The 19652-nt window shown below is 65.4% G+C and carries 20 protein-coding genes; 14 read left to right on the top strand and 6 right to left on the bottom strand.

From position 1 onward, the window contains the following. Position 1: 1 nt before the first annotated feature. Genes BMI86_RS18565 through BMI86_RS18575 form a run of 3 tightly spaced genes read right to left on the bottom strand, consistent with a single transcriptional unit; the run spans position 2 to position 2947 of the window. Positions 2–1057 (bottom strand): iron ABC transporter permease, encoded by a 1056-nt coding sequence (locus tag BMI86_RS18565; RefSeq protein ID WP_078542769.1) that lies wholly within the window; start codon positions 1055–1057, stop codon positions 2–4. Between the two features lie 10 nt (positions 1058–1067). After that, complete coding sequence (locus tag BMI86_RS18570) at positions 1068–1907, bottom strand: hemin ABC transporter substrate-binding protein (RefSeq protein ID WP_078542669.1); 840 nt, start codon at positions 1905–1907, stop codon at positions 1068–1070. Beyond that, entirely contained in the window at positions 1904–2947 is a 1044-nt protein-coding gene (locus BMI86_RS18575; RefSeq protein ID WP_143594870.1) for a ChuX/HutX family heme-like substrate-binding protein, read from the bottom strand. Before BMI86_RS18575 ends, BMI86_RS18570 begins: the two co-directional genes overlap by 4 nt. Before the next feature lie 207 nt (positions 2948–3154). On the opposite strand from BMI86_RS18575, the gene BMI86_RS18580 reads away from it, so the two are divergent. The 7 genes from BMI86_RS18580 to BMI86_RS18610 all read left to right on the top strand — a co-directional run bounded on the left by BMI86_RS18580 (position 3155) and on the right by BMI86_RS18610 (position 9701). Then, positions 3155–5254 (top strand): TonB-dependent receptor, encoded by a 2100-nt coding sequence (locus BMI86_RS18580; RefSeq protein WP_078542670.1) that lies wholly within the window; start codon positions 3155–3157, stop codon positions 5252–5254. Positions 5255–5370: 116 nt separating this feature from the next. After that, positions 5371–5661, top strand: coding sequence for a hypothetical protein (locus BMI86_RS18585; protein WP_143594871.1), 291 nt, complete (start codon positions 5371–5373; stop codon positions 5659–5661). Further along, a complete protein-coding gene (locus tag BMI86_RS18590) occupies positions 5658–6338 on the top strand; it encodes a MotA/TolQ/ExbB proton channel family protein (RefSeq protein WP_078542672.1) in 681 nt (226 codons plus the stop codon). The genes BMI86_RS18585 and BMI86_RS18590 overlap by 4 nt, the downstream gene beginning before the upstream one ends. A gap of 1 nt (position 6339) precedes the next feature. Continuing rightward, positions 6340–6714 carry a biopolymer transporter ExbD gene (locus BMI86_RS18595; RefSeq protein WP_246831769.1) on the top strand — a complete coding sequence of 125 codons (375 nt, stop codon included), beginning with the start codon at positions 6340–6342 and terminating at the stop codon, positions 6712–6714. Beyond that, positions 6711–7097: a biopolymer transporter ExbD gene (locus tag BMI86_RS18600; protein WP_078542673.1), complete on the top strand. Its 387-nt coding sequence runs from the start codon at positions 6711–6713 to the stop codon at positions 7095–7097. Before BMI86_RS18595 ends, BMI86_RS18600 begins: the two co-directional genes overlap by 4 nt. Further along, positions 7094–7930, top strand: coding sequence for a TonB family protein (locus tag BMI86_RS18605; protein WP_078542674.1), 837 nt, complete (start codon positions 7094–7096; stop codon positions 7928–7930). The genes BMI86_RS18600 and BMI86_RS18605 overlap by 4 nt, the downstream gene beginning before the upstream one ends. Before the next feature lie 151 nt (positions 7931–8081). Further along, positions 8082–9701 carry a Na/Pi symporter gene (locus tag BMI86_RS18610; protein ID WP_078542675.1) on the top strand — a complete coding sequence of 540 codons (1620 nt, stop codon included), beginning with the start codon at positions 8082–8084 and terminating at the stop codon, positions 9699–9701. A gap of 94 nt (positions 9702–9795) precedes the next feature. Here the strand turns inward: BMI86_RS18610 and BMI86_RS21335 are convergent, their stop codons facing one another. From BMI86_RS21335 to BMI86_RS18625, 3 genes are all read right to left on the bottom strand, one after another. Further along, positions 9796–10023 carry a hypothetical protein gene (locus BMI86_RS21335; RefSeq protein ID WP_078542676.1) on the bottom strand — a complete coding sequence of 76 codons (228 nt, stop codon included), beginning with the start codon at positions 10021–10023 and terminating at the stop codon, positions 9796–9798. Between the two features lie 160 nt (positions 10024–10183). Then, on the bottom strand, positions 10184–11950 hold the full coding sequence (locus BMI86_RS18620; protein WP_078542677.1) for an extracellular solute-binding protein: 1767 nt from the start codon (positions 11948–11950) through the stop codon (positions 10184–10186). Next, positions 11923–12843: an NAD(P)-dependent oxidoreductase gene (locus BMI86_RS18625; RefSeq protein ID WP_078542678.1), complete on the bottom strand. Its 921-nt coding sequence runs from the start codon at positions 12841–12843 to the stop codon at positions 11923–11925. The genes BMI86_RS18620 and BMI86_RS18625 overlap by 28 nt, the downstream gene beginning before the upstream one ends. A gap of 204 nt (positions 12844–13047) precedes the next feature. Between BMI86_RS18625 and BMI86_RS18630 the strand changes: the two genes are divergently transcribed. The 7 genes from BMI86_RS18630 to BMI86_RS18660 are packed head-to-tail and all read left to right on the top strand — an operon-like array spanning position 13048 to position 19644. After that, positions 13048–14115, top strand: a complete 1068-nt coding sequence (locus BMI86_RS18630; protein ID WP_078542679.1) for a 2,3-butanediol dehydrogenase — start codon at positions 13048–13050, stop codon at positions 14113–14115. 33 nt (positions 14116–14148) lie between these two features. Further along, positions 14149–15222 carry an SDR family oxidoreductase gene (locus tag BMI86_RS18635; RefSeq protein ID WP_078542680.1) on the top strand — a complete coding sequence of 358 codons (1074 nt, stop codon included), beginning with the start codon at positions 14149–14151 and terminating at the stop codon, positions 15220–15222. 10 nt (positions 15223–15232) lie between these two features. Then, positions 15233–15517: a YciI family protein gene (locus BMI86_RS18640; protein WP_078522957.1), complete on the top strand. Its 285-nt coding sequence runs from the start codon at positions 15233–15235 to the stop codon at positions 15515–15517. Then, positions 15517–16551: a Gfo/Idh/MocA family oxidoreductase gene (locus BMI86_RS18645; RefSeq protein ID WP_078542681.1), complete on the top strand. Its 1035-nt coding sequence runs from the start codon at positions 15517–15519 to the stop codon at positions 16549–16551. The genes BMI86_RS18640 and BMI86_RS18645 overlap by 1 nt, the downstream gene beginning before the upstream one ends. 1 nt (position 16552) lies before the next feature. Next, positions 16553–17533: a zinc-binding dehydrogenase gene (locus BMI86_RS18650; protein WP_078542682.1), complete on the top strand. Its 981-nt coding sequence runs from the start codon at positions 16553–16555 to the stop codon at positions 17531–17533. 28 nt (positions 17534–17561) lie between these two features. Then, a complete protein-coding gene (locus BMI86_RS18655) occupies positions 17562–18590 on the top strand; it encodes an ABC transporter permease (protein WP_210402739.1) in 1029 nt (342 codons plus the stop codon). After that, complete coding sequence (locus BMI86_RS18660) at positions 18577–19644, top strand: substrate-binding domain-containing protein (protein ID WP_078542683.1); 1068 nt, start codon at positions 18577–18579, stop codon at positions 19642–19644. The genes BMI86_RS18655 and BMI86_RS18660 overlap by 14 nt, the downstream gene beginning before the upstream one ends. Positions 19645–19652 lie beyond the last annotated feature (8 nt).

Genomic DNA, 19652 nt, shown 5'->3' on the forward strand with positions numbered 1-19652 from the left:
TTCAGACCCCTCCCAATCCCTGACGGCGGATCAGTATCCACAGGAAGACCGGCGCGCCCAGAATGGCGGTGACGATCCCGATGGGCAGTTCCGCAGGCGCGACCACCAGCCGCGCGATCAGATCGGCCAGCACGAGAAGCGCCGCGCCGAGGAGGGCCGCATCCACCAGCAGCGTCTTGTGATCCGGCCCGCCCGCGATGCGCAGCAGATGCGGCACCACGATGCCCACGAAGCCGATCCCGCCCGCCATCGCGACAGCCGCCCCCGCCAGCGCCGCGACGCCGATCACCGCGCGATGCTTGAGCCGCTCGATATCGTGGCCCATATGCGCCGCCGTCGCCTCGCCCAGTGCCAGCGCGTTCAGCCCGCGCGCAAGCCGCGGGGTCAGGATCAGCGCAGGCCCGATCAGAAGCCCGCCCACGAGCAGCTTCATGTCGCTCGCGCCAGCCAGCGACCCCATGCCCCAGAAGGTCAGATCGCGCAGCTGCGTGTCATCGGCGAGGTAGGTCAGGATGCCGGTTAGCGCCCCCGCCAGCGCGGCCAGCGCGATCCCCGCCAGAAGCAGCGTCGCGATGGAGACCTGACCGCCCCGGCTGGCAACCCGATAGAGCAGCAGCGTGGCCGTCCACGCCCCGCCGAAGGCCGCGACCGGCACCAGCCATGTGCCGAAAAAGGCGGCGATGGCGGCGGGGAGGAAGCCGCTCAGCACGATCATCGCGACGGCGCCAAGTCCCGCGCCTGCGCCCACGCCGATGATGCCGGGATCGGCGAGCGGGTTGCGAAACAGCCCCTGCATCACCGCGCCCGCCACCGCGAGCGCCGCGCCAACCATCAGCCCCATGACCAGCCGCGGCAGCCGGATATCGAGCAGCACGACGCGGTCGCGGGTCGAGATTTCTTCGCCCGTCAGCCACTGGCCCAGAACCTGCGGCAGCGAGACCCCCGCCGCGCCGGTCCCGAGCGACAGGGCCGCCGCGATCACCAGCAGCGCGATCAAACCGAGCCGCAGCGGCGCGCAGGGGCTGCGCACGGCACCGGGCAGGGCGAGGGAGGTCATCGCCATCGCCTCAGCCCTCCGCCTCGGGATAAAGCGCCGCATGCAGAGCTTGCGCCGCCTGCGGGGTGCGTGGCCCGAAGCCCAGAAGCAGCATCCCGTCCATCGCGACCAGCGCGCCCTTTCTGGCCGCGCGGGTCTGCCCCAGCGCGGGATGGGCGAGGATGTCGCGCTCGGTCACCGCCATCTCGCCCTCGCGATCCATCGTCAGGATCACATCCGGATCGGCAGCAAGGATCGCCTCGTCGGTGACAGGCTTGTAGCCCGCGAAGCCCGTCGCGGCATTCACCCCGCCCGCAAGCTCGATGATTGCCTCTGCCGAGGAGCCTTCGCCCCCCGCCATCACGCGGCCATTCTGCAAAGACAGCACGAAAAGAACCCGCTTGGGCGTGGCGACAGCGCCCGCCGATTTGCGCACCGCGTCCATCTCGGCGTCGAAACTGGCGGTGAGCCGTTCGGCCGCCTCTTCGCGATCAAGCGCGGCGCCCACGACCGCGATCTTCTCGCGCACGCCTTGCACGCTCGGATCGCCCGGCAGCGCGACGAAATCGACGCCCGCCGCCTTCAGCGTCTCCACCGCCTCGGGCGGGCCTGCCGTGGCTTCGGCGAGGATCAGGTCGGGAGCGAGCGCCAGCACACCTTCCGCCGAGAGCGCGCGGACATAGCCCACATCGGGCAACTCGGTGATGCGCTCGGGATATTCCGAGGTGGTGTCGCGCGCGACGAGCCGGTCCTCCGCGCCAAGCGCCACGACGATCTCGGTCACCGCCCCGCCGAGCGAGATCACACGGGCAGGTTCCGCCAGTGCTGGGCCCGCGATGAGAAGGGCGGCGATCAGGGCAAGACGCTTCATGCCTGACCCTCCAGATGCGGCAATGCGCGGATCGTCGCGTTGAACGCCTCGACGCCGCCATCCTTGCGCGAGGCGAAGATCTGCGTGATCAGCGCGCCTTGCTTGTCGAAGGCCTCGAGACTGAGCGCGGGGCCGTTCTTCGTCGGCTTGTCGACCAGCCAGACCTCGGCGATGTGGTCGCCGCGCAGATGCAGGTTGAAGCGCGGGTCGAGCACGTTGATCCAGGGGCCCATCGGCTTCACCGTCTCGATCGTACCGCCGTGGATCTCGATGCAGCCCGCATTGCCGACGAAGATCATCAGCGGCGTCTGATCAGTAGCGCAGCGGGTCAGCAACGCCTCGACCGCGCCGGGAGACATCTCGGTCGCATAGGGCGTGCCCGCGATGCGATAGGCCCCGAGCCGGTTCATCTTCAGCTTCGAGACCAGCCGCAGGAACTGATGCGTGTCGGTCAGCTTGTCCCATTCCGCGCGCAGGGTCTCTGCCTTCTCGGGCAGCGATTTCGCCGCCTCGACCGGCGCGCGCGGCGCAAGGTCGAGCTGATCCGACTGTTCGGGCAGGCGCAGTTCCGCGACGAGCGCGTGGAAGGCCGCCACGTCGCTCTCGGGTTTCAGATGCACCTTGTGGATCGCATCGCCCGCCCGGTCGAACACCTGGATCGAGCGTTTCTCGCCATCCTCCAGCGCGAAAGCATGGGCCCAGTGCTGCGCGAAGAGACGCAGGTCAATCTCCTTGCCGAGCGCCATCTGCGCATGCGCGCCCGAGTGATACTCTTCGTAAGTGCCGCGCCGTTCGATTACGCAGCTCTCGTTGCGGGTCAGCGCCATCACGTCTCCAAGCGCGGTCAGGCGCGGCATGATCGCATCGGGATGGGCTTCGATCGCGGTGGCGGTCGTGCCGATCTGGGCCGCGACCAGTTCGGCCTCCGCGATGCCATGCTGAGTGGCGAAATCGCGCGCGCGCATCTCGGGGCGCTCGGCGCGGAGCGCGCGGATACCTTCGGGGGAAAGCTGTTGGGGCAGGGTGCCGTCTGCGGGCATGGGGAGTCCTCTCGTCGTTTTCGCAAGGGGCGCGAATCTGGCGAGAGGGCGAAGCCTCGAGCTGGGCGCGGATGGGATCAAATATATCTCAGGAATATACTTGACTAGTTTTGTCGGATTCTCTAGCTGGTCAAATCATCGAAATCAAGACAGTTTCTGCGCTGCCAGCGTCACGCCAGCCCCATGCAGACCACGAAGGGGACAACCATGGCTACGACGCCTCGCGCCGCGCGGATGCGGCTTTTCACGACAGTTACCAGCCTCGCGCTGATCGCCGCCGCAGGTCCGGCACTCGCACAGCAGAGCGGGACCGATGACGGCTACACGATGCTGGGCCGCCTGATCTATGGCTGGGGCACGCCGAAAGTGGCGATCGATACGCCGCAGGCGGTGACGGTGATCGACCAGCAGGACCTCGACGAGGAACAGCCCCGCACGATGGGCGATCTGTTTGCCGATGTGCCGGGCGTGCAGGCGGCGGGCGCCTCGGCGCGGATGCTGGGGCAGGCCTTCAATATCCGCGGCATCGGCAATGCCGAGCAGACCGGCAGCCAGAACCGCATCATCATCACCGTCGACGGCGCGGTGAAATTCTTCGAGCAGTATCGCACCGGCTCCTTCTTCGGCGATCCCGAGCTTTACAAGCGCGTCGAAGTGCTGCGCGGCCCGGCCTCGTCCACGATGTATGGCTCGGGCGCGATCGGCGGCGTGGTGAATTTCACCACCAAGGACGCCACCGATTTCATCCCCGAGGGGCAGACCGGCGCGGTGCGGCTCAAGGGCGCGTATGACAGCAATGGCGACGGCAAGATCGGCACGCTGACCTATGCCCAGAAGCTGGGCGAGGATGCGGATATGCTGTTCAGCTACTCGCAGGGCGCGTCCGACGACATGGAAGACGGCGCGGGCGAGACGATCCCGGCCACCGCTGGCGACCGCTGGTCGGCGCTGTTGAAGTCGAACTACTATTTCGGCGAGAACCGTGATCAGCGACTGACCTTTTCGGCGTCGCGCACCGATAGCGACCTGAAGGATGCGGCCGTCGCGCAGACCGGTGGGTCGCTGGCCTCGGCTTTCGGTACCTCGGATCTGCATGCGATCGACGACACGCTCAGCCTGACCTACGCCAATGAGGGCGTGGGCAACCCGTGGCTCGATCTCGAAGCGCAGCTGAGCTACTCGAAAACCTCGACGGAGCGCGACAATTTCTCGCTCGGGATGATGTGTTCGGCGGGCCGTTTCTCGGTGCTCTGCCCGAATACGGCAAGCTACGAGACCACCGCGCTCAAGCTCGAGAACACCGTCGAGATGTCGCGCGGCGCGTGGGAGAATTACCTCACCTTCGGCACGCAGCTTTCGCATCAGAACCGCTACGCGAATTCCTCGGTGGGCGAACCCGCCTTCCACCCCGGTGGCACCGAAGACAAGCTGGGCCTCTATGTGCAGGGCGAATTCGTCTGGAACGACAAGCTGACGATCACGCCGGGCCTGCGCGTGGACCGGGCGTGGCTCTCGCCCGATGCGGCGGCGGCGGCCCAAGGCGGCACCGATCAGGACGGCACGGCGGTCTCGCCGAAGATCGCAGCGCTTTATCAGTTCAACGACACCTGGGGCGTCTTTGGCTCGCTCGCGCGGACCGAGCGGATGCCGACGCTGGACGAGCTCTATCAGACCGACGGGATCGGGGCGGCGGGCCGCACCGCGAGCCTCAATCTCGACAAGGAGAAAGCCACCACGGTCGAGCTGGGCGTGACCTATCAGACCTCGGGCCTCATCTCGGAGGGCGACAGCCTTTCCGCGAAAGCCACGCTGTTCCACAACGATCTGACCGATCTGATCGCGGCCAACCCCTCCGGCTCGGTCGGCGTGCCCTATTTCCGCAATGTCGATTCCGCGAAAATCTGGGGCGGCGAGATCGAGGCGTCCTACGAGGCCGATCGCTGGTTCGGTCAGCTCGCCTATTCCAAGGTGAAGTCGAAAGACGAGGCGACGGGCCAAACCCTGACCGACACGCCCGCCGAGAATATCGCGCTGACGCTGGGGGCGAAATTCCCCGATCAGGGTGTGCGCGCGGGCTGGCGCGTGCAGGGCTTCAGCGGGATCGAGACGGCGTCCGCCTCGACCTCCGCGCCGGGCTACGCCACGCATGATCTCTTCGTCAGCTGGAAACCCGAACGGCTCGCCGGGATCGAGGTAAACCTGACGGTCGAGAACGTCTTCGACCGCGAGTATCGCAACAACCTCTCGCTCGACAACGCGCCGGGCCGGAACGTGAAACTCGCTGTCGCCAAGGCCTTCACATGGTGAGGGCGGCGCTTCTGACACTGCTTTGCGCGTGCCTCCCTCATGGCATCTCCGCGCAGGGCGCGCACCGGCTAAGCTTGACGCTGGCCGGGGCAACCGAGGCCGAGGACGCTTGCCGGTTGAGTTTTCTCGCCGAGAACGGGCTGGGGAGCGATCTCGGCGCGCTGGTGGTGGAGGCGGTGATCTTCACCCGCGCGGGCGCGGTCGAGCGGTTGTTGCTCCTCGATTTCCGCGACTTGCCCGCGGGCAAGCCCCGCGTGCGGCAATTCGATCTGGCCGGGCTGCGCTGCGCGGCGCTTGGCCAGATCCTGATCAATGGCGTCGAGAGCTGCGAGGGCGGGGACGAAGCGGCCTGCGCGGACGCTCTGGAAACCGGCTCGCGCGTCGACGGAACGGAGGTGACGGGATGATCTCTCTTGCGGCAATCCAACAGGGTTTGAACGATTTCGTCGCGCTGGGCGGCTGGGTCGTGGCGCTGCTGCTATGTGTCTCGGTGATCGCCGGGGCGGCGGTGCTGTGGAAACTCTGGCATCTCGCAAACCTGCGGATCGGGGCTCACGCGCGGTTGGAGGCCGCGCTCGATCTGTGGCAGGCGGGCCAGCGCGGGGCCGCGCGCCAGAGCCTCACGTCCGCCCGTGGCCCTCTGGCCGAACTGACCCGCCGCGCGATGGCGGCCCCCGAGCCGCAGGCGCTGCGCTCGCGTCTGCAGACCGAGACCGAAATCCAAGCCGCCCGCAGCGAGGCCGGGATGCGGCTGCTGGACGCCATCGCGCAGACCGCGCCGCTGCTGGGCCTGTTCGGCACGGTTCTGGGGATGATCGAAGCCTTCCAGACGCTGCAGAGCGCAGGCTCCTCGGTCGATCCGGCGCAGCTTGCGGGCGGCATCTGGGTGGCGCTTCTGACCACCGCGCTCGGCCTCGGGATCGCGATGCCGGTCTCGCTGTTTCTGTCCTTCGTCGAGAGCCGCATCGCCCGCGAAAGCCAGAGCGCGGTGCTGATGATCGAGGCGCTTTGCGGTCCGGCGCTGCCCGAGAGCGCACCTGCACGGGCCGAGCTCAATCGCGCTGTGCAAACCGCTGGGGAATGACATGCGCAAGCCGCTTCGCCGCCGCAGCCTGTCGATGACCTCGCTGATCGACGTGATCTTCCTGCTGCTGATGTTCTTCATGCTGGCCTCGAGCTTTTCGCGCATGACCGAACTGCCGATCGCGGCGCGCGGGGCAGGGGGCGCGGCTGCGCCCGAGAGCAAGCTGGCCTTCCTGCAGCTCGGCCCCGAGCGGCTCAGCCTGAACGGCGAGGCGGTGGAGTTGGACGCGCTGGAGGCGGCCTTGCGGGACGATTTCGGACAGGTCCCGCCGCGCCTGCTGGTCAGCCTCGAGCCTGACACCTCGAGCCAGCGGCTCGCCGATCTGCTGGTGCGGCTGCGCGCGGTGCCGGGGCTAGAAGCGGAGGTGCTGGGATGAGCACACGCTTCACCCGCCGCCGGAGCGATCCGATCCTGACCCTGATCAACGTGGTCTTCCTGCTGCTGGCCTTCTTCCTCGTGGCCGGCACGCTCGCCGCCCGCCCGCCCGCCGATCTGCAACTGGTCGCATTGCCGGAAGGCGCTCGCGCGCCCGAGTCGGGCCGGGTGGCGCTGACTGCGCAGGGCGAGATTCTCTGGCCCGAGGGCGTCGCGGATGCGTCCGCCTTCATCGCGCAGCTTCCGCCCGAGGCAGGCGGCGTGGCTCGTATCCTGCCCGATCGCGCCGCCCCCGCCCCCGCGCTCGTGGCGCTGGCCCGCGATCTCAGCGCGGCCGGGGCGCAGGGCATCCGCCTCGTGGCCGAGCGGGGAGAGACACCATGAACCGGGGCGCGTTCATCGCCATCGCGGCGCTTGCGGTTTCCGCCGGGCTGCACGCGCTGGGGCTGGCGCAGACGCCTGTCGCTGCGCCGAATCTTCCACCCGCAGGCGGGCAGGCCGCGCAGGAGGCCCCGCTTCTGGGCAATGATTTCGCCGATCTCGCGGCAGGACGCGCGACGCCGGTCGTGCCGGAGCGCGCCGAACCAATTGCTCGAGAGGTCACGCGCCCGGTGCAGCCGGAGACGCCCGCAATGCCCAAGGCCACAAGCCCGTCCGCGCCCGCAGCGCCGGACCGCCTCGCCGCCGTCACCCCCACGCCCGAGACTCTGCGCGCCCAGAGCACGCTCGCCCCGCAGCAAAGCCAGCGCCCCGAAGCGCGCCCCAAACGCCCCGCGCCGCAGAAGGCCACCAAGCTCAGAAAACAGGCGCAAAGCGAAGCGAGGCCCACACAGCCCAGCAACGCGGGAAATGCCGCCCGCGATGCCCGGCGCGGCTCCTCGCAAGGCGCGGCCAAGGCGCGCAACACCGCCGATAAAGGCCAGCCCGCCAAGGCCCCCAGCGCCGCGCGCTCCGGCCAATCGCCCCGGCAATACGCGGCCTCGGTCATCCGCAAGATCCAGTCCACGCCGAAGCGACGCGGGCAGGGCCGCGGGCGCGCCGTGGTCGGTTTCGTGATCTCCGCGAACGGGCGGCTGAGCACGGTACGCATCCTGCGCGGCTCCGGCTCCTCGGGCCTCGATGCGGCAGCGCTCGACCACGTCCGCCGGGCCGCGCCGTTCCCGCCGCCTCCGAAGCCGGGAATGAAGTTCTCCTTCGAATTTATCGCCCGCGGTTAAGGCCGCGACCCTCAAACGACCCGGAGGGCAACTCGCTCAGATCAGACAAAACCGGATTCATCCGGTAAAACAGAGCTTTGCACGGCGTTCTTGCCAGCGCTTGAATTCCGTTTCGCGCGGTCGCATTCTCGACGGCAAAGGGTGGAAAGCCATGTCCGAGACACTGTCGGCACTGGGCGGAATCGGGTTGTTCCTGCTCGGCATGAAGATAATGACCGAGGCGCTGCGCGAAGCGGCAGGCGCGAACCTGCGCCGCCTGCTGGCACGGTTCACCACCACGCCGCTCAAGGGCGTGGCGAGCGGCTTGGTCACGACGGCAGTGATCCAGTCGTCTTCGGCGACCACGGTGATGACGGTCGGCTTCGTCGGCGCGGGGCTTCTGAGCTTCACGCAGGCGCTCGGTGTGATCTACGGCGCCAATATTGGCACCACCGTCACCGGCTGGATCGTGTCGCTGGTCGGCTTTAAGCTGAAGCTGGGCGCGGTGGCGATGGGGCTTTTGTTCTTCGCGAGCCTGACACTGTTTCTCTCGCATGGCCGCGCGGCGCGCATCGGGCGCGTGCTTGCGGGCTTCTGCCTGCTCTTCATCGGCCTCGACATGATGCAGCAGGGCATGTCCGGCGCGGCGGACTGGATCACGGTCGAGCGCACGCCCGGAACCGGGGTGGGCGGCCTGCTCGCGATGGCGGCGCTGGGGCTGGCGGTCACGGTGGTGATGCAATCCTCCTCGGCGGCCATCGCGGTGGTGCTGGTGCTGGTCAGCAACGGCGCGCTGCCGCTCATTCAGGCGGCGGCGGCGGTGATCGGGATGAACCTCGGCACCACCTTCACTGCGCTGATCGCCGCTTTCGGGGGATCGCGGGCGATGCAGCAGACCGCAATCGCGAACCTGCTTTTCAATTGCGGGACGATGGTGATCGCCTTCCCGCTGCTACAGCTGATCGCGGGCCCGCTGGAGGCGCTGGCCGCGCGGACCGGAGTGGATACCGCGCTGGTGCTGTTTCACACCGGCTTCAACCTGCTGGGGACGCTGGTCTTTCTGCCCGTCACACGCCAATTCGCCACGCTCGTCGCAAGGCTGCGCCCCGATCTGGGCGGGCGCGCACCGCCCGAACTCGACCGCCGCCTGCTGAGCGACGAGGGCGCGGCGATGCAATCGGCGCATGCGATGGTGGTCTGGGCCGCGCGAGAGGTCTTCTCGGCCTATTCGCTGGCCATCGGCCCCGCGCGCGATCTGCGGCGGATGTCGGCACTGGGCCCGCGGGTCGGGATCGCGCTCGATGAGCTGAAGGATTACATGGCGCAGATTTCGGTTCCGCGCGACAAGCCCACCGAGGCCGCCGCCTTCGCAGCCCTGATGCATCAGGCCGACCATCTGATGCGGCTGGTGGAGCAAGCCGAACATCGCGGCTACATCGCGATCCTTCTGCGCGGCAAGATCACGCCGAGGCCCGCGCAATGGTTCGCCGCCTGCCTGTCGCCCGAACGCCCGCTCGATCTGCCGCAGATCGGGGCGCGCATGGCGCTGATGGCCGCGCCGGTCGCCCATCGCTTCGCGCGGCACCGGCGCGGGCTGCTGCTGGGCGAGCATGTCGGGCTTTATACGATGCAGGAGACGTTTCAGGCGACCGATGCGATGCGCTGGTTCACGCGGATCATACATAACGTGCAGCGCGTCGGGGAATATGAGCGCGAGGTTCAGAGCAATCTGGGCCATGAGGCCGTCTCCGCCCCCGAGACCGCGCCGCCGCCTGCTGCCGAGCTCGCCTGACGATATTCGGAAACCGGCCGATCCGTCCGCTCATGCGGCATGGGTCGCGCGCATCACCACCCGTGCCCCCGTCACTTATCTACGGAGGGTCCGTCTAGGGGCTTTGGGGCATCCCGAAGTGGATGACGTGTCGACCTGCCATCCAAAAGTTAGATCCACAACGTTCGTCGAGAATGGCCATCTGCAGATCGAGCATGTGGTCCCGCGCTTTCTCCGCTGCAGTCAGCCAGGTCGAGGTAGAAACCCAATAATCGACGTGACGAAGCGCAGGCTCGCGCTCCACGAGGGAGAGGAGCACCGTCAGAAATTCCGGGAAGAGCATCAGGATCGGCGTCTCGATGCCGCATGTTGGGCGATTGCTTCAACCTGCAACCCTCGGCATGAACGCTACCCGGGCGACCGTCTCGGCCGGTTGGATGACCCGGAGCTGCTCGGCCAAGCGTTACTCCCGAGCGCGAGGGGGCAGCCAGCGGGAAGCAGTCTCAGCCCGCGGATCGGACGGCGTCGAGAATGCGGTTCTCCGCGTCTCTCAGGCCGCGTTGCGGCGATTTTCCGTTGAAAACGATGTCGTGGATTTCTTCCCCGAGGGTGCGTTCGATCAGGTTGAATTCCGGCACCGGCGGGCGCGCCCAGGTCACCAGCTCGTTCTTGCGCGCCATGCGGTCGACCATGCTGACGATGGGTGAGGAGGCCAACGCCTCCGGGTCGGCGCAGACCGAGAAGCGCGGAGCCACGGGGAAGCCGTTCTTCACGTGCTCCTTCATCGCTTCGGGCGAGACCATCCACGCAATCGCGTCGATGATCTGCTTCTGGCGCGCGGGTTCGACATAGGCGGGGATCGTCAGAAGGAAGCCGCCGATCGGGGCCGACACGCGACGCATCCGGCGCGACGGGGGCGGCAAGTAGGCCACACGCCGGGCAACGCGGGAGCTCAGCTCATGCTCGAAGCGCGCCGCGCGCATCGTCCAGCAATAGGCGAGCGCGGTCTGACCCGACATGAAGTAGTGGATTCGCCGCTCCCAATCCATCGTCGCGATGTCGGGCGGCGAAACTTCGACGAGCTGCTTCATGTATTCGATCACTTCGAGCGCGTCTTCGGTGTCGATCTGAAGCTTCAGCTTCTCGAACGTGTCGAAGCTCCAGCTCTCCTGATTGCGCAGCGGCATATCGATGACCGTAGTCCGGCAGGCTGCGAGGAAGAACATGAAGGAGTTCGCGATGGGCATGCCGCGCTGCCCGTTCCACGCGATGCCGTAGAAGTCGTCCTGCGGGTTATGGAATTCCCGCGCGGCGGCGATCGTCTCGTCGAAGGTCTTCGGATAGGCGAGGCCGCGGCTCTCGAACAGGTCCTTGCGGGCGGCGAGAATCTCGATCGTGCAATAGAGCGGGATGCCGTATTGCGTCCCTTTCCAGTTGCCGGTCCCCCAGACGGAGGGATGGAAATCCAGCGCGTTGATCGCGGCATCCGAGATGAGATCGTCCAGCGGGGCGAGCTCCCCACGCTCGGCGAATTCCCCGAGCCACGGCATGTTCATCGCGACGACATCATAGCGCGGCGACATCTCCGAAAGGGTGCGTCGCGTATTGGCGTAGAGGTCGGGCAGTCGCTGAAGATCGAAGCTGCTGCGTTTGCCGAAATCGTTGCGGAAGTCGGACCACATGTTGCGCATGGCGATGAAGTAGTTGTCGTCGTTCAGAAGGAATTTGATATCGCCAAGGTTGATCGAGGAGATGTCCTCCCCGCGCACGGGAGAGATGATCTGCGAGGCGAAATAGCTGCCGCCGAAATAGTATTCGCTGGTCTCCATCCCGCGCCGCAAGCCGAAGGTTTTCGCCAGATGCCCCTTCACGTAAGTGGCGTAGTCCATGAAGGTGTTGAGCAGGGTGTCGGAGGGTTCGAGGAAATGTGTCTTCAGCCCGTTGCCGCGCGGCACCTGCCGGATCAGACCGTCCTCGATCATCTTCAGGATCATGCGGTTGCCGGTGCTGTAGGGCACATCGGCGAGGCTGATCAGGCCCGACTTGTCGATCGGGCTCACACGCAGATGCGCGTCGACCAGTTCGAGCGTGATGTTGAAATACACGTCCGGCTTGCCGCCGGGCATGTTCGCGTCGAAGGGCGCACGAAGCTGCCGGAGGAAATCGACGATCCGGGACAACTCGTGACTCGTGAGTTCAGCATCCTGAGGTTGCATGGCCTCCGAATGCTGCTCCGCCAATTTCATCTTGTCGACAACTTTTCCTGCCATTTCACCAATGCGAAGAAATCTTCGTCCTGCATGCCCGCGTTCGAGGCGCTTCTATAAAGCTCGAGGATCAGGCCGGTTGTCATCAGCGGCACGCTGTTGCGTCGGGCGGCTTCGCTGATGAGCGTGAAATCCTTGATCATCTGAGACACTGTGAAAGCGGGCGTGAAGTCATCTTCGACGACCGGCTTCTGCTTATATTTGAACAGGGGCGAGGCCACTGCGCTTTCGCAAATTACATCCATCATATCGGCTCGGGTCAGGCCGCCGCTGGCGCCGATCGCCAAGGCTTCGGAGAGCACCGCGGAAGAGGCGCCGACCAGAGTGTTCAAAACGAGCTTCATGTAGCGCGCTTCTTCTCCGTTTCCGAGGAAAAACTGTCGCGCGGAGAGTTTGCGGATGTAGGGGAGCGCTTCGTCCCAGCCCGCGCGGTCTCCCGAGGCGAGCACGGTGAGCGCGGCACTCGCCGCCATGTCTGTGCTGCCGGAAAGCGGCGCTCTGACATAGTTTATTTTCTTGGCTGCGAGAACCTTCGCAACGCTTTCGGAGCATTCGGGGGAGACCGTGCTCATCTCGACCAGCGTCGCGCCCGCGGGCAGGGTGGTCGCGAGGCCTGCGTCATCTCCATTGCCGACGACATCCAGCAAAGCCTGATCGTTCGGCAGTGTCGAGAAGACGATACCTGCGCCCGCGAAATCCGAGATCGACGCGGCCTCGGACGCGCCCAATGCGGTCAGCCGATCGCGGCTGTCCTTCGCCGGATCGGAGACAAGAAGTTTCGCGCCACTCGCTACGAGGTTGCGCGCCATGGGGCCGCCCATTTTGCCCACGCCGATCCAGCCAAGCGTCAGCTGCGTATCGATCTGATCAGTGTCTGCCACCTGGGTCTGGCTCATGCTTATATCTCCCACTTATGTGTTGGGCCGACATTACGTCGCCAAAACGGTGGTGATGGATGTAATTTATCCGAAGCGGAAATTTTTCTGCAGTGATGGCCGGATTGGTTTGTTACGAATCGTCGCAGCCAAATGGCGATCTCGATGTCGGGGTGATCCCGGCAGACCCAGAGGATCGCGAGACTTGGAAAGGGAGGAAAAGCTTTGAAAGCTGTTCGTTTTCACGGAGCGAAGGACATCCGCGTCGAGGATGTCGAAGAACCGTCGAGCAAACTGGCGCCGGATGACGTTCTGGTCGCGCCGATCGTGACCGGCATCTGTGGCACAGATCTTCACGAATATATCGCGGGGCCGATCGTCACCCCATCCGAACCGCATATCTATACCGGCGCGTCCAACCCGCAGATTCTTGGCCATGAATTCTCCGCCAAGGTTCTCGCAGTGGGCGACGAGGTCAGCAACGTCTCGGTCGGCGAGCGCATTTCGGTCCAGCCGCTCGTGGCGCCGCGCAATGACTACTACGGCAAGCGCGGTCTCTATCACCTCTCGCCGCAATTGGGCTGCATCGGTCTGAGCTGGGCCTGGGGCGGCATGGGCGAGAAAGCCGTCATCAAGGATTACAACGCGCAATCCGTGCCCGAGGGGCTGACGGATGATCAGGCTGCGATGATCGAGCCGGCTGCGGTCGCGCTTTACGGCGTGGATCGCGGCGGCGTCGAGGCGGGTTCGACCGTTCTGGTCTCGGGTGCCGGTCCGATCGGCGCGCTGACGGTGCTGTCGGCCCGTGCGGCGGGTGCGAGCACGATCATCGTGTCGGAGCCGAACCCGAACCGTCGCCGGATCATCTCGGAAATCGCGCCCTATGCGCATGTCGTCGATCCGCGCAGCGGCGAGCTGCCGAACGTCGTCGGCGATCTGACCGAAGAGGGCGTCGGCGTCGACGTCGCGCTCGAATGTGTCGGGCTCGAAACCTCGCTCAACGCCTGCGCCGAAGCGGTGCGCCGCCAGGGCAAGGTCGTGCAGGTGGGCCTGCACATGAAACCCGCCAGCATCGATGCGATGCTCTGGGCGCTCAAGGACATCTCGGTCGAAGCGACCTGGTGCTACCCGACGCAAATCTGGCCCCGGATCGGCCGCATGGTCGCCTCGGGCAATTTCCCGATCGAGAAAGTCATCACCTCGCGGATCGCGGCGGAAGATGTCGTCGACAAGGGCTTCGAGGCGCTTCTCGATCCTGCCGGGGAACATCTGAAAATTCTCGTCACCACCTGACGAAACGGAACTGCAAGAAAGGGGCGAAGACCCATGGCTGAACAGAATATTGCGTTGATTGTCGGGGCGACCGGCCTCTCGGGCAGCTACACCGCGCGCGAATTGAAATCTCACGGCTGGACGGTCGTGACGGTGTCGCGCAGCGATGTCGATCTCGAGTGGTCCGACCGGCACATTGCCGCAGACCTGACCGATGCAGAGGGCAGCAAGGCCGCGCTGGCTGCGGCCAAGGACGTGACGCATGTGTTCTATTGCACCTGGTCGCGTCAGGCCAACGAGGAAGAGAACGTCCGCGTGAACGGAATGATGGTGCGCAACCTCTTCGAGGGGATCGCAGGCGCGCCGATCAAGCACGGGGCGCTGGTCACGGGGCTCAAGCATTACCTCGGTTCGTTCGACGATTACGCCAAGGTCACGCCCTACACGCCCTTCCTCGAATCGAGCCCGCGTCTGCCGGGGCCGAACTTCTACTACGCGCAGGAAGATGTGCTGCTGGAGATGGCCGAGAAATACGGCTTCACCTGGTCGGTCCACCGCCCGCACACGATGATCGGCTTTACCGTCGGCAACTACATGAACATGGCAGTGACGCTCGCGGTCTATGCCTCGATCTGCAAACACACCGGTAAGCCGTTCCTCTATCCCGGTTCGCCCGAGCAATATAACGCGGTCACCGATGTGACCGACGCGCGCATCCTCGCCAAACAGTTCTACTGGGCCGCGACGACGCCGGAAGCTGCGAACACGCCCTTCAATACCGCAAATGGCGATGTCTTCCGCTGGACTTGGCTCTGGACGCGGATCGCCGAGTATTTCGGCCTCGAGGTCGCGGAATACCCCGGTCACACGACGCCGCTCGAAGAGCAGATGGCGGATGCGCCCGCGATCTGGTCCGAGATGGTGGCCCAATACGGGCTTCAGGACATCCCTGTGACCAAGCTGGCCTCGTGGTGGCACAGTGACGCCGACCTGGGCCGCGAGCTGGAATGCTTCACCGACATGACCAACAGCCGGAAGCTGGGTTTCGACGCCTATCAGAGCACGCCCGACAGCTTCTTCGACGTCTTCGAAGAGCTGCGCGAGCGCAAGATCATTCCGGCGAAGTGAGGAGACTGAGATGCATTACGTGATCCATTGCCTCGACCATGACGGTGCCGTCGACAAGCGGCTGGCCAATTACGAGGACCACAAGGCCTATCTGGCTCAGGCGCCGGTGAAGACGGTGATCTCGGGCCCGCTGCTCGCAGATGACGAGGAAACCATGATCGGCAGCTGCTTCGTGCTGGAGGCCGACAGCCTCGCAGAGGTCGAAGAGTTCAACCGCAACGACCCCTTCGCGAAGGTCGGTCTGTGGAAGTCGGTCTCGATCCGTCCGTTCTCCAAGCGTGTGGATAATCGCTGATGTCGGGGCCGGTCAAAATCGCCCTCGTCGGGCTGGGTTGGTGGGGGCAGAAGATGCTCGCCGTTCTGTCGAGCGCCCCTGATGACATCACGGTCGTCCGCGCGGTGGAGCCGAACATGGACGCGGTGCGCGATCTCTGCGCCGAGAAGAGCGTGACGCTCAGCGCGGATTACGCCGATGCGCTGAACGATCCCGAGGTCGAGGCTGTCGTGCTGGCGACGCCGCACTCGCTGCACACGGATCAGATCGCCAAGGCCGTCGCGGCAGGCAAGCACGTCTTCTGCGAAAAGCCGCTCGCACTCACCGCTGAAGAAGCCGCCCGTTCGGTCGCGCTTTGCGCCGAGGCCGGACTGGTTCTGGGCATGGGCCATGAGCGCCGCTGGGAGCCGCCGATCGCCGAGATGCTGGCGAAGGCCGATGCGGGCGAGCTGGGCCGTATCCAGCAGATCGAGGCCAATTTCAGCCACGACAAGTTCGTTGGCATGGACCCGAACAACTGGCGCGTTCAGGCGAGCGAGGCGCCGGCAGGCGGCATGACCGCGACGGGCATCCACCTGCTCGATCTGTCGGTCCGCCTGCTGGGCCGCGCGGAAAGCGTGCTGTGCATCTGCGAGCAGCTGTCTTCGGAACTGCCGCAGGGCGACACGGTCGCGGCCTATGTGAAATTCGCCGGGGGAGGGACCTCCTACGTGTCGGCTTCTCTGTCGAACCCGTTCATGTCCCGCTTCACAGTCTACGGCTCGAAAGGCTGGATCGACATCCGCGACAAGGCGCATGTCGAGGCGCCCGACGGCTGGATCGTGACCTCGGCCATGGCTGGCGGCCCGATCGAAACCGTGGAGATCGGAAAGGCCGAGCCCGTGAAGGACAACCTGGTGAGTTTCGCCCGCGCCGTGCGCGGACAGGAAACCTACCCGATCACCGCCGATCATCTGGTCGACAATATCGCGCTGCTCGAGGCGGTCTTCGCCTCCTCCCGCAGCGGTCAAATCGAACGCGTGGCGCAACCCGCCGCAGCGAAAGTTGGAGCCTGACATGAAAGCCCTGATCTTCGACGAACCGAACAAGCCCATCGTGACGCAGGTGCAGACGCCCGGCATCACCGACAACGAGGTGCTGATCCAGTCGCGCCGCGTCGGGATTTGCCATTCCGATTACGAGCTGCTGGCCGGTCAATACATTATCCCGATTTCCTACCCGGTCGTTCCGGGCCACGAATGGGTCGGCGAAGTCGTCGAAGTCGGGAAAAATGTCGACGGGCTCAAGCCCGGGGATCGTGTAGTCGGGGAATGCGTGATCAACACGCCCGAGCGCATCCACCACTTCGGCTTCTCGATGGATGGTGCGGATCGCGAATTCTTCGCCGCGCGTCCCGAATGGCTGCACAAGCTGCCCGACGCGGTCGATGACGCAAAAGGCGCGCTGATCGAACCCTTCACCTGCGGTTATTACGCGGTGCTGCGCCATGGTGGCGTCTGCGCGGCGGATACGGTCGTCGTCTCGGGCGGCGGCACGATCGGCCTCGTCTCGGCTGCTGCCGCGATCGGCATGGGCGCCCGTGTCATCGTGGTCGATCCGGTGCCGCTGCGCCGCGAGATCGCGATGAAGCTCGGTGCGGATGCGACGATCGACCCGACCGATGGCGATCCGATCGAAGCGGTGCAGGAGATGACCAAGGGCGGCGCTGATCTGGTCGTCGAATGCGCGGGCCATCCGGCCTCGCTGGCGAACGTGTTCGACTATGCCCGCGACGACGGGGATGTCTCGATGGTCGGCATCAATATCGGCCAGAAATTCCCGGTCGAGCTGGGCAAGATCCAGATCAAGAACCTCAACGTGCGCGGTTGCATTGGCTCGCCCGGCGTCTGGCCGGCGGCGATCCGGTTCCTCGAGCGCACCGGGCTCGATCTCTCGCCGATCCAGACCCACAGCTACAACATCGATGACGCGATGACCGCGCTGGAGCTTGGCAAGTCGCCCGACAAGGCGGTCAAGGTCACCTTGGAAATCAGCTGAGACGCGACGCGAGGGAGGAGGAGAAAACATGGCTGAGACGACGCCGCATAGCTTCGGAGGTTCGATGGGACTTTCTTCGATGTCCCTGTCGAAGGGCTTCGTGACCATCGTCGCCTCGACGCTGGCGCTCATCCTCCTTTGCATCATCTTCGCACCCTCGGCGGTCACCGCCGGGTCGCTGATGGGCAGCCTGCCTTTCGCGGCGGTGCTTGGCATCGTCGGGCTCGGCCAGATGCTGGTGGTGCAGCAGGGCGGCTTCGATCTGTCGGTGCCGGGCTCGGTATCTCTCGCGGTGGTGATCGCGACCCACATGCCCAACGGTCAGGATGCGGGGCTTCTGCCCGCCCTGGTCATCGCGGTCGGCTTCGCGCTCGCCGCGGGGGTGCTCAACGGTATCATGGTCGCCTATTTCCGCCTGAACGCGATCGTCGCGACCATCGGGATGAACGCGCTTCTGTTCTCGGCGGTCTTCGCGATCTCGGGCGGCGTGCCGCGGATCACGACGAACCTTCTGGCCCATATCGCGGGCGGTCAGACCCTGGGGATTCCCCATTCGGTGCTGTTCGCCCTCGCCATTCTGGCCCTCGTGTCCTTCGGCCTGAAAAAGACGGTAGCTGGCCGTCGCTTCGAGGCGATCGGGGCCAACCCGAAGGCGGCCCGCGCGGCGGGGCTCAGCGTCAAACCCTATCAGGCGATGGCCTATGTGGCGGCGCAGATCCTTTACTGCACCGCGGGCATCCTGATCGCAGGCATCACCCGCGAACCCACGGCATTTCAAGGCAACAGCCTGCTTCTGCCCTCGGTCGCCGTCGTGGTGCTGGCAGGGACCTCGCTTCTGGGAGGGCGCGGCTTTCCGATCTCGGTCGTGATCGCCGCCTTCTTTCTCAATCAGCTCAGCCAATTCGCTCTGTCGATCGGTGTGCCTTACTCGGCGCAGACCATCGTGCAGGCGCTCGCTCTTGTATTCGGCATCGGGGTCTACTCGATCGAATGGACGAACCGTTTCAAGAAAGAACAGACAAGTTCTACAGAGGAGGAGAACCATGAAACTGTCTAACCTGAAAGGATGCGCTGCCTATATGGCGCTGGGGCTTGGAATTGCCCTTTCGGCCTCGGCAGCCAGCGCAGAGGACGCACCCTCCTGGTGCGGCCCGAACAAAGCCTCGCTGGCGCTGCTCGACGGTTTCGGGGGCAATAGCTGGCGTCTGGTGACGACCGCTTCGGGCAAGGAGGAAGCCGCGAAGTGTCCGAGCATCACCGACTACTACTATGCCGACGGTCAGGGCGATACGCAGAAGGCGATCTCCGACATCAACTCGATGGCGGCGCGCGGTGTCGATGCGATGGTCGTCTTCGGCGATGCGGGCCCCGCGATCCTGCCCGCGTTGACCAAAGCCTATCGCTCCGGCGCGGTCGTCGTGCCCTACCGCGTGAATGTTGGCGGGGAAGCCGGCAAGAACTACACCCGCTTCGTCGGTGCCGACTTCGTCTATGACGGCGAAAGCTGGGGCAAGTGGATCAAGGAGAACTTTCCGGACGGCGCGAACATCCTGTTCCTGTCGGGCCCGGCGGGCAACAGCCAGGGTCTGGACGAGCTCAAGGGGATGAAGAACATCCTCGACGACAGCTACAAGTTCCTGAACCCGGACCCCTTCGCGGTGACCAACTGGGATCCGTCGCTGACGCAGCAGGTGCTGTCGGCCGCCATCGCGCAGCATGACAATATCGACGTCATCGTCTCCGACTTCGGGCCGTCGCTCGTGGGCGCTCTGCCGGTGTTTGCGAACTTCGATCGCTCGATCCCGGCGCTCGCGACCTCGGACGGCAACTCGCTCGGCTGCTTCTGGGAGAAGGCCCACGCGGACAACCCCGATTTCAAGCTCTTCACGGTCGCGACCGGCAACGACAACGTTCGTCTCGCCGTGCAATGGGCGATCGCGGAAGCGACCGGTGGCACCCCGCCGTCGGAGGAAATCTTCAAGGCTCCGAACTTCGAGGACTCGACCGATGGGGATCCGAACCCCGTCCAGTGTCGCTCGGATCTGCCCGGCGCGATCTATCTCTCTGCTCAGCTTTCGGGTGACGAGCAGGCGAAGGCCGTCGGTCAGTAACCTCCCCC

The organism is Thioclava sp. DLFJ5-1 (assembly GCF_002020115.1).
Lineage (GTDB): Bacteria > Pseudomonadota > Alphaproteobacteria > Rhodobacterales > Rhodobacteraceae > Thioclava > Thioclava sediminum.

Bases quoted from the DNA above. Each gene is read 5' to 3' on its own strand.
- BMI86_RS18565 (WP_078542769.1), bottom strand. From the start codon at position 1,057: ATGACCTCCCTCGCCCTGCCCGGTGCCGTGCGCAGCCCCTGCGCGCCG.
- BMI86_RS18570 (WP_078542669.1), bottom strand. From the start codon at position 1,907: ATGAAGCGTCTTGCCCTGATCGCCGCCCTTCTCATCGCGGGCCCAGCA.
- BMI86_RS18575 (WP_143594870.1), bottom strand. From the start codon at position 2,947: ATGCCCGCAGACGGCACCCTGCCCCAACAGCTTTCCCCCGAAGGTATC.
- BMI86_RS18580 (WP_078542670.1), top strand. From the start codon at position 3,155: ATGGCTACGACGCCTCGCGCCGCGCGGATGCGGCTTTTCACGACAGTT.
- BMI86_RS18590 (WP_078542672.1), top strand. From the start codon at position 5,658: ATGATCTCTCTTGCGGCAATCCAACAGGGTTTGAACGATTTCGTCGCG.
- BMI86_RS18595 (WP_246831769.1), top strand. From the start codon at position 6,340: ATGCGCAAGCCGCTTCGCCGCCGCAGCCTGTCGATGACCTCGCTGATC.
- BMI86_RS18600 (WP_078542673.1), top strand. From the start codon at position 6,711: ATGAGCACACGCTTCACCCGCCGCCGGAGCGATCCGATCCTGACCCTG.
- BMI86_RS18605 (WP_078542674.1), top strand. From the start codon at position 7,094: ATGAACCGGGGCGCGTTCATCGCCATCGCGGCGCTTGCGGTTTCCGCC.
- BMI86_RS18610 (WP_078542675.1), top strand. From the start codon at position 8,082: ATGTCCGAGACACTGTCGGCACTGGGCGGAATCGGGTTGTTCCTGCTC.
- BMI86_RS21335 (WP_078542676.1), bottom strand. From the start codon at position 10,023: ATGCTCTTCCCGGAATTTCTGACGGTGCTCCTCTCCCTCGTGGAGCGC.
- BMI86_RS18620 (WP_078542677.1), bottom strand. From the start codon at position 11,950: ATGGCAGGAAAAGTTGTCGACAAGATGAAATTGGCGGAGCAGCATTCG.
- BMI86_RS18625 (WP_078542678.1), bottom strand. From the start codon at position 12,843: ATGAGCCAGACCCAGGTGGCAGACACTGATCAGATCGATACGCAGCTG.
- BMI86_RS18635 (WP_078542680.1), top strand. From the start codon at position 14,149: ATGGCTGAACAGAATATTGCGTTGATTGTCGGGGCGACCGGCCTCTCG.
- BMI86_RS18640 (WP_078522957.1), top strand. From the start codon at position 15,233: ATGCATTACGTGATCCATTGCCTCGACCATGACGGTGCCGTCGACAAG.
- BMI86_RS18645 (WP_078542681.1), top strand. From the start codon at position 15,517: ATGTCGGGGCCGGTCAAAATCGCCCTCGTCGGGCTGGGTTGGTGGGGG.
- BMI86_RS18650 (WP_078542682.1), top strand. From the start codon at position 16,553: ATGAAAGCCCTGATCTTCGACGAACCGAACAAGCCCATCGTGACGCAG.
- BMI86_RS18655 (WP_210402739.1), top strand. From the start codon at position 17,562: ATGGCTGAGACGACGCCGCATAGCTTCGGAGGTTCGATGGGACTTTCT.
- BMI86_RS18660 (WP_078542683.1), top strand. From the start codon at position 18,577: ATGAAACTGTCTAACCTGAAAGGATGCGCTGCCTATATGGCGCTGGGG.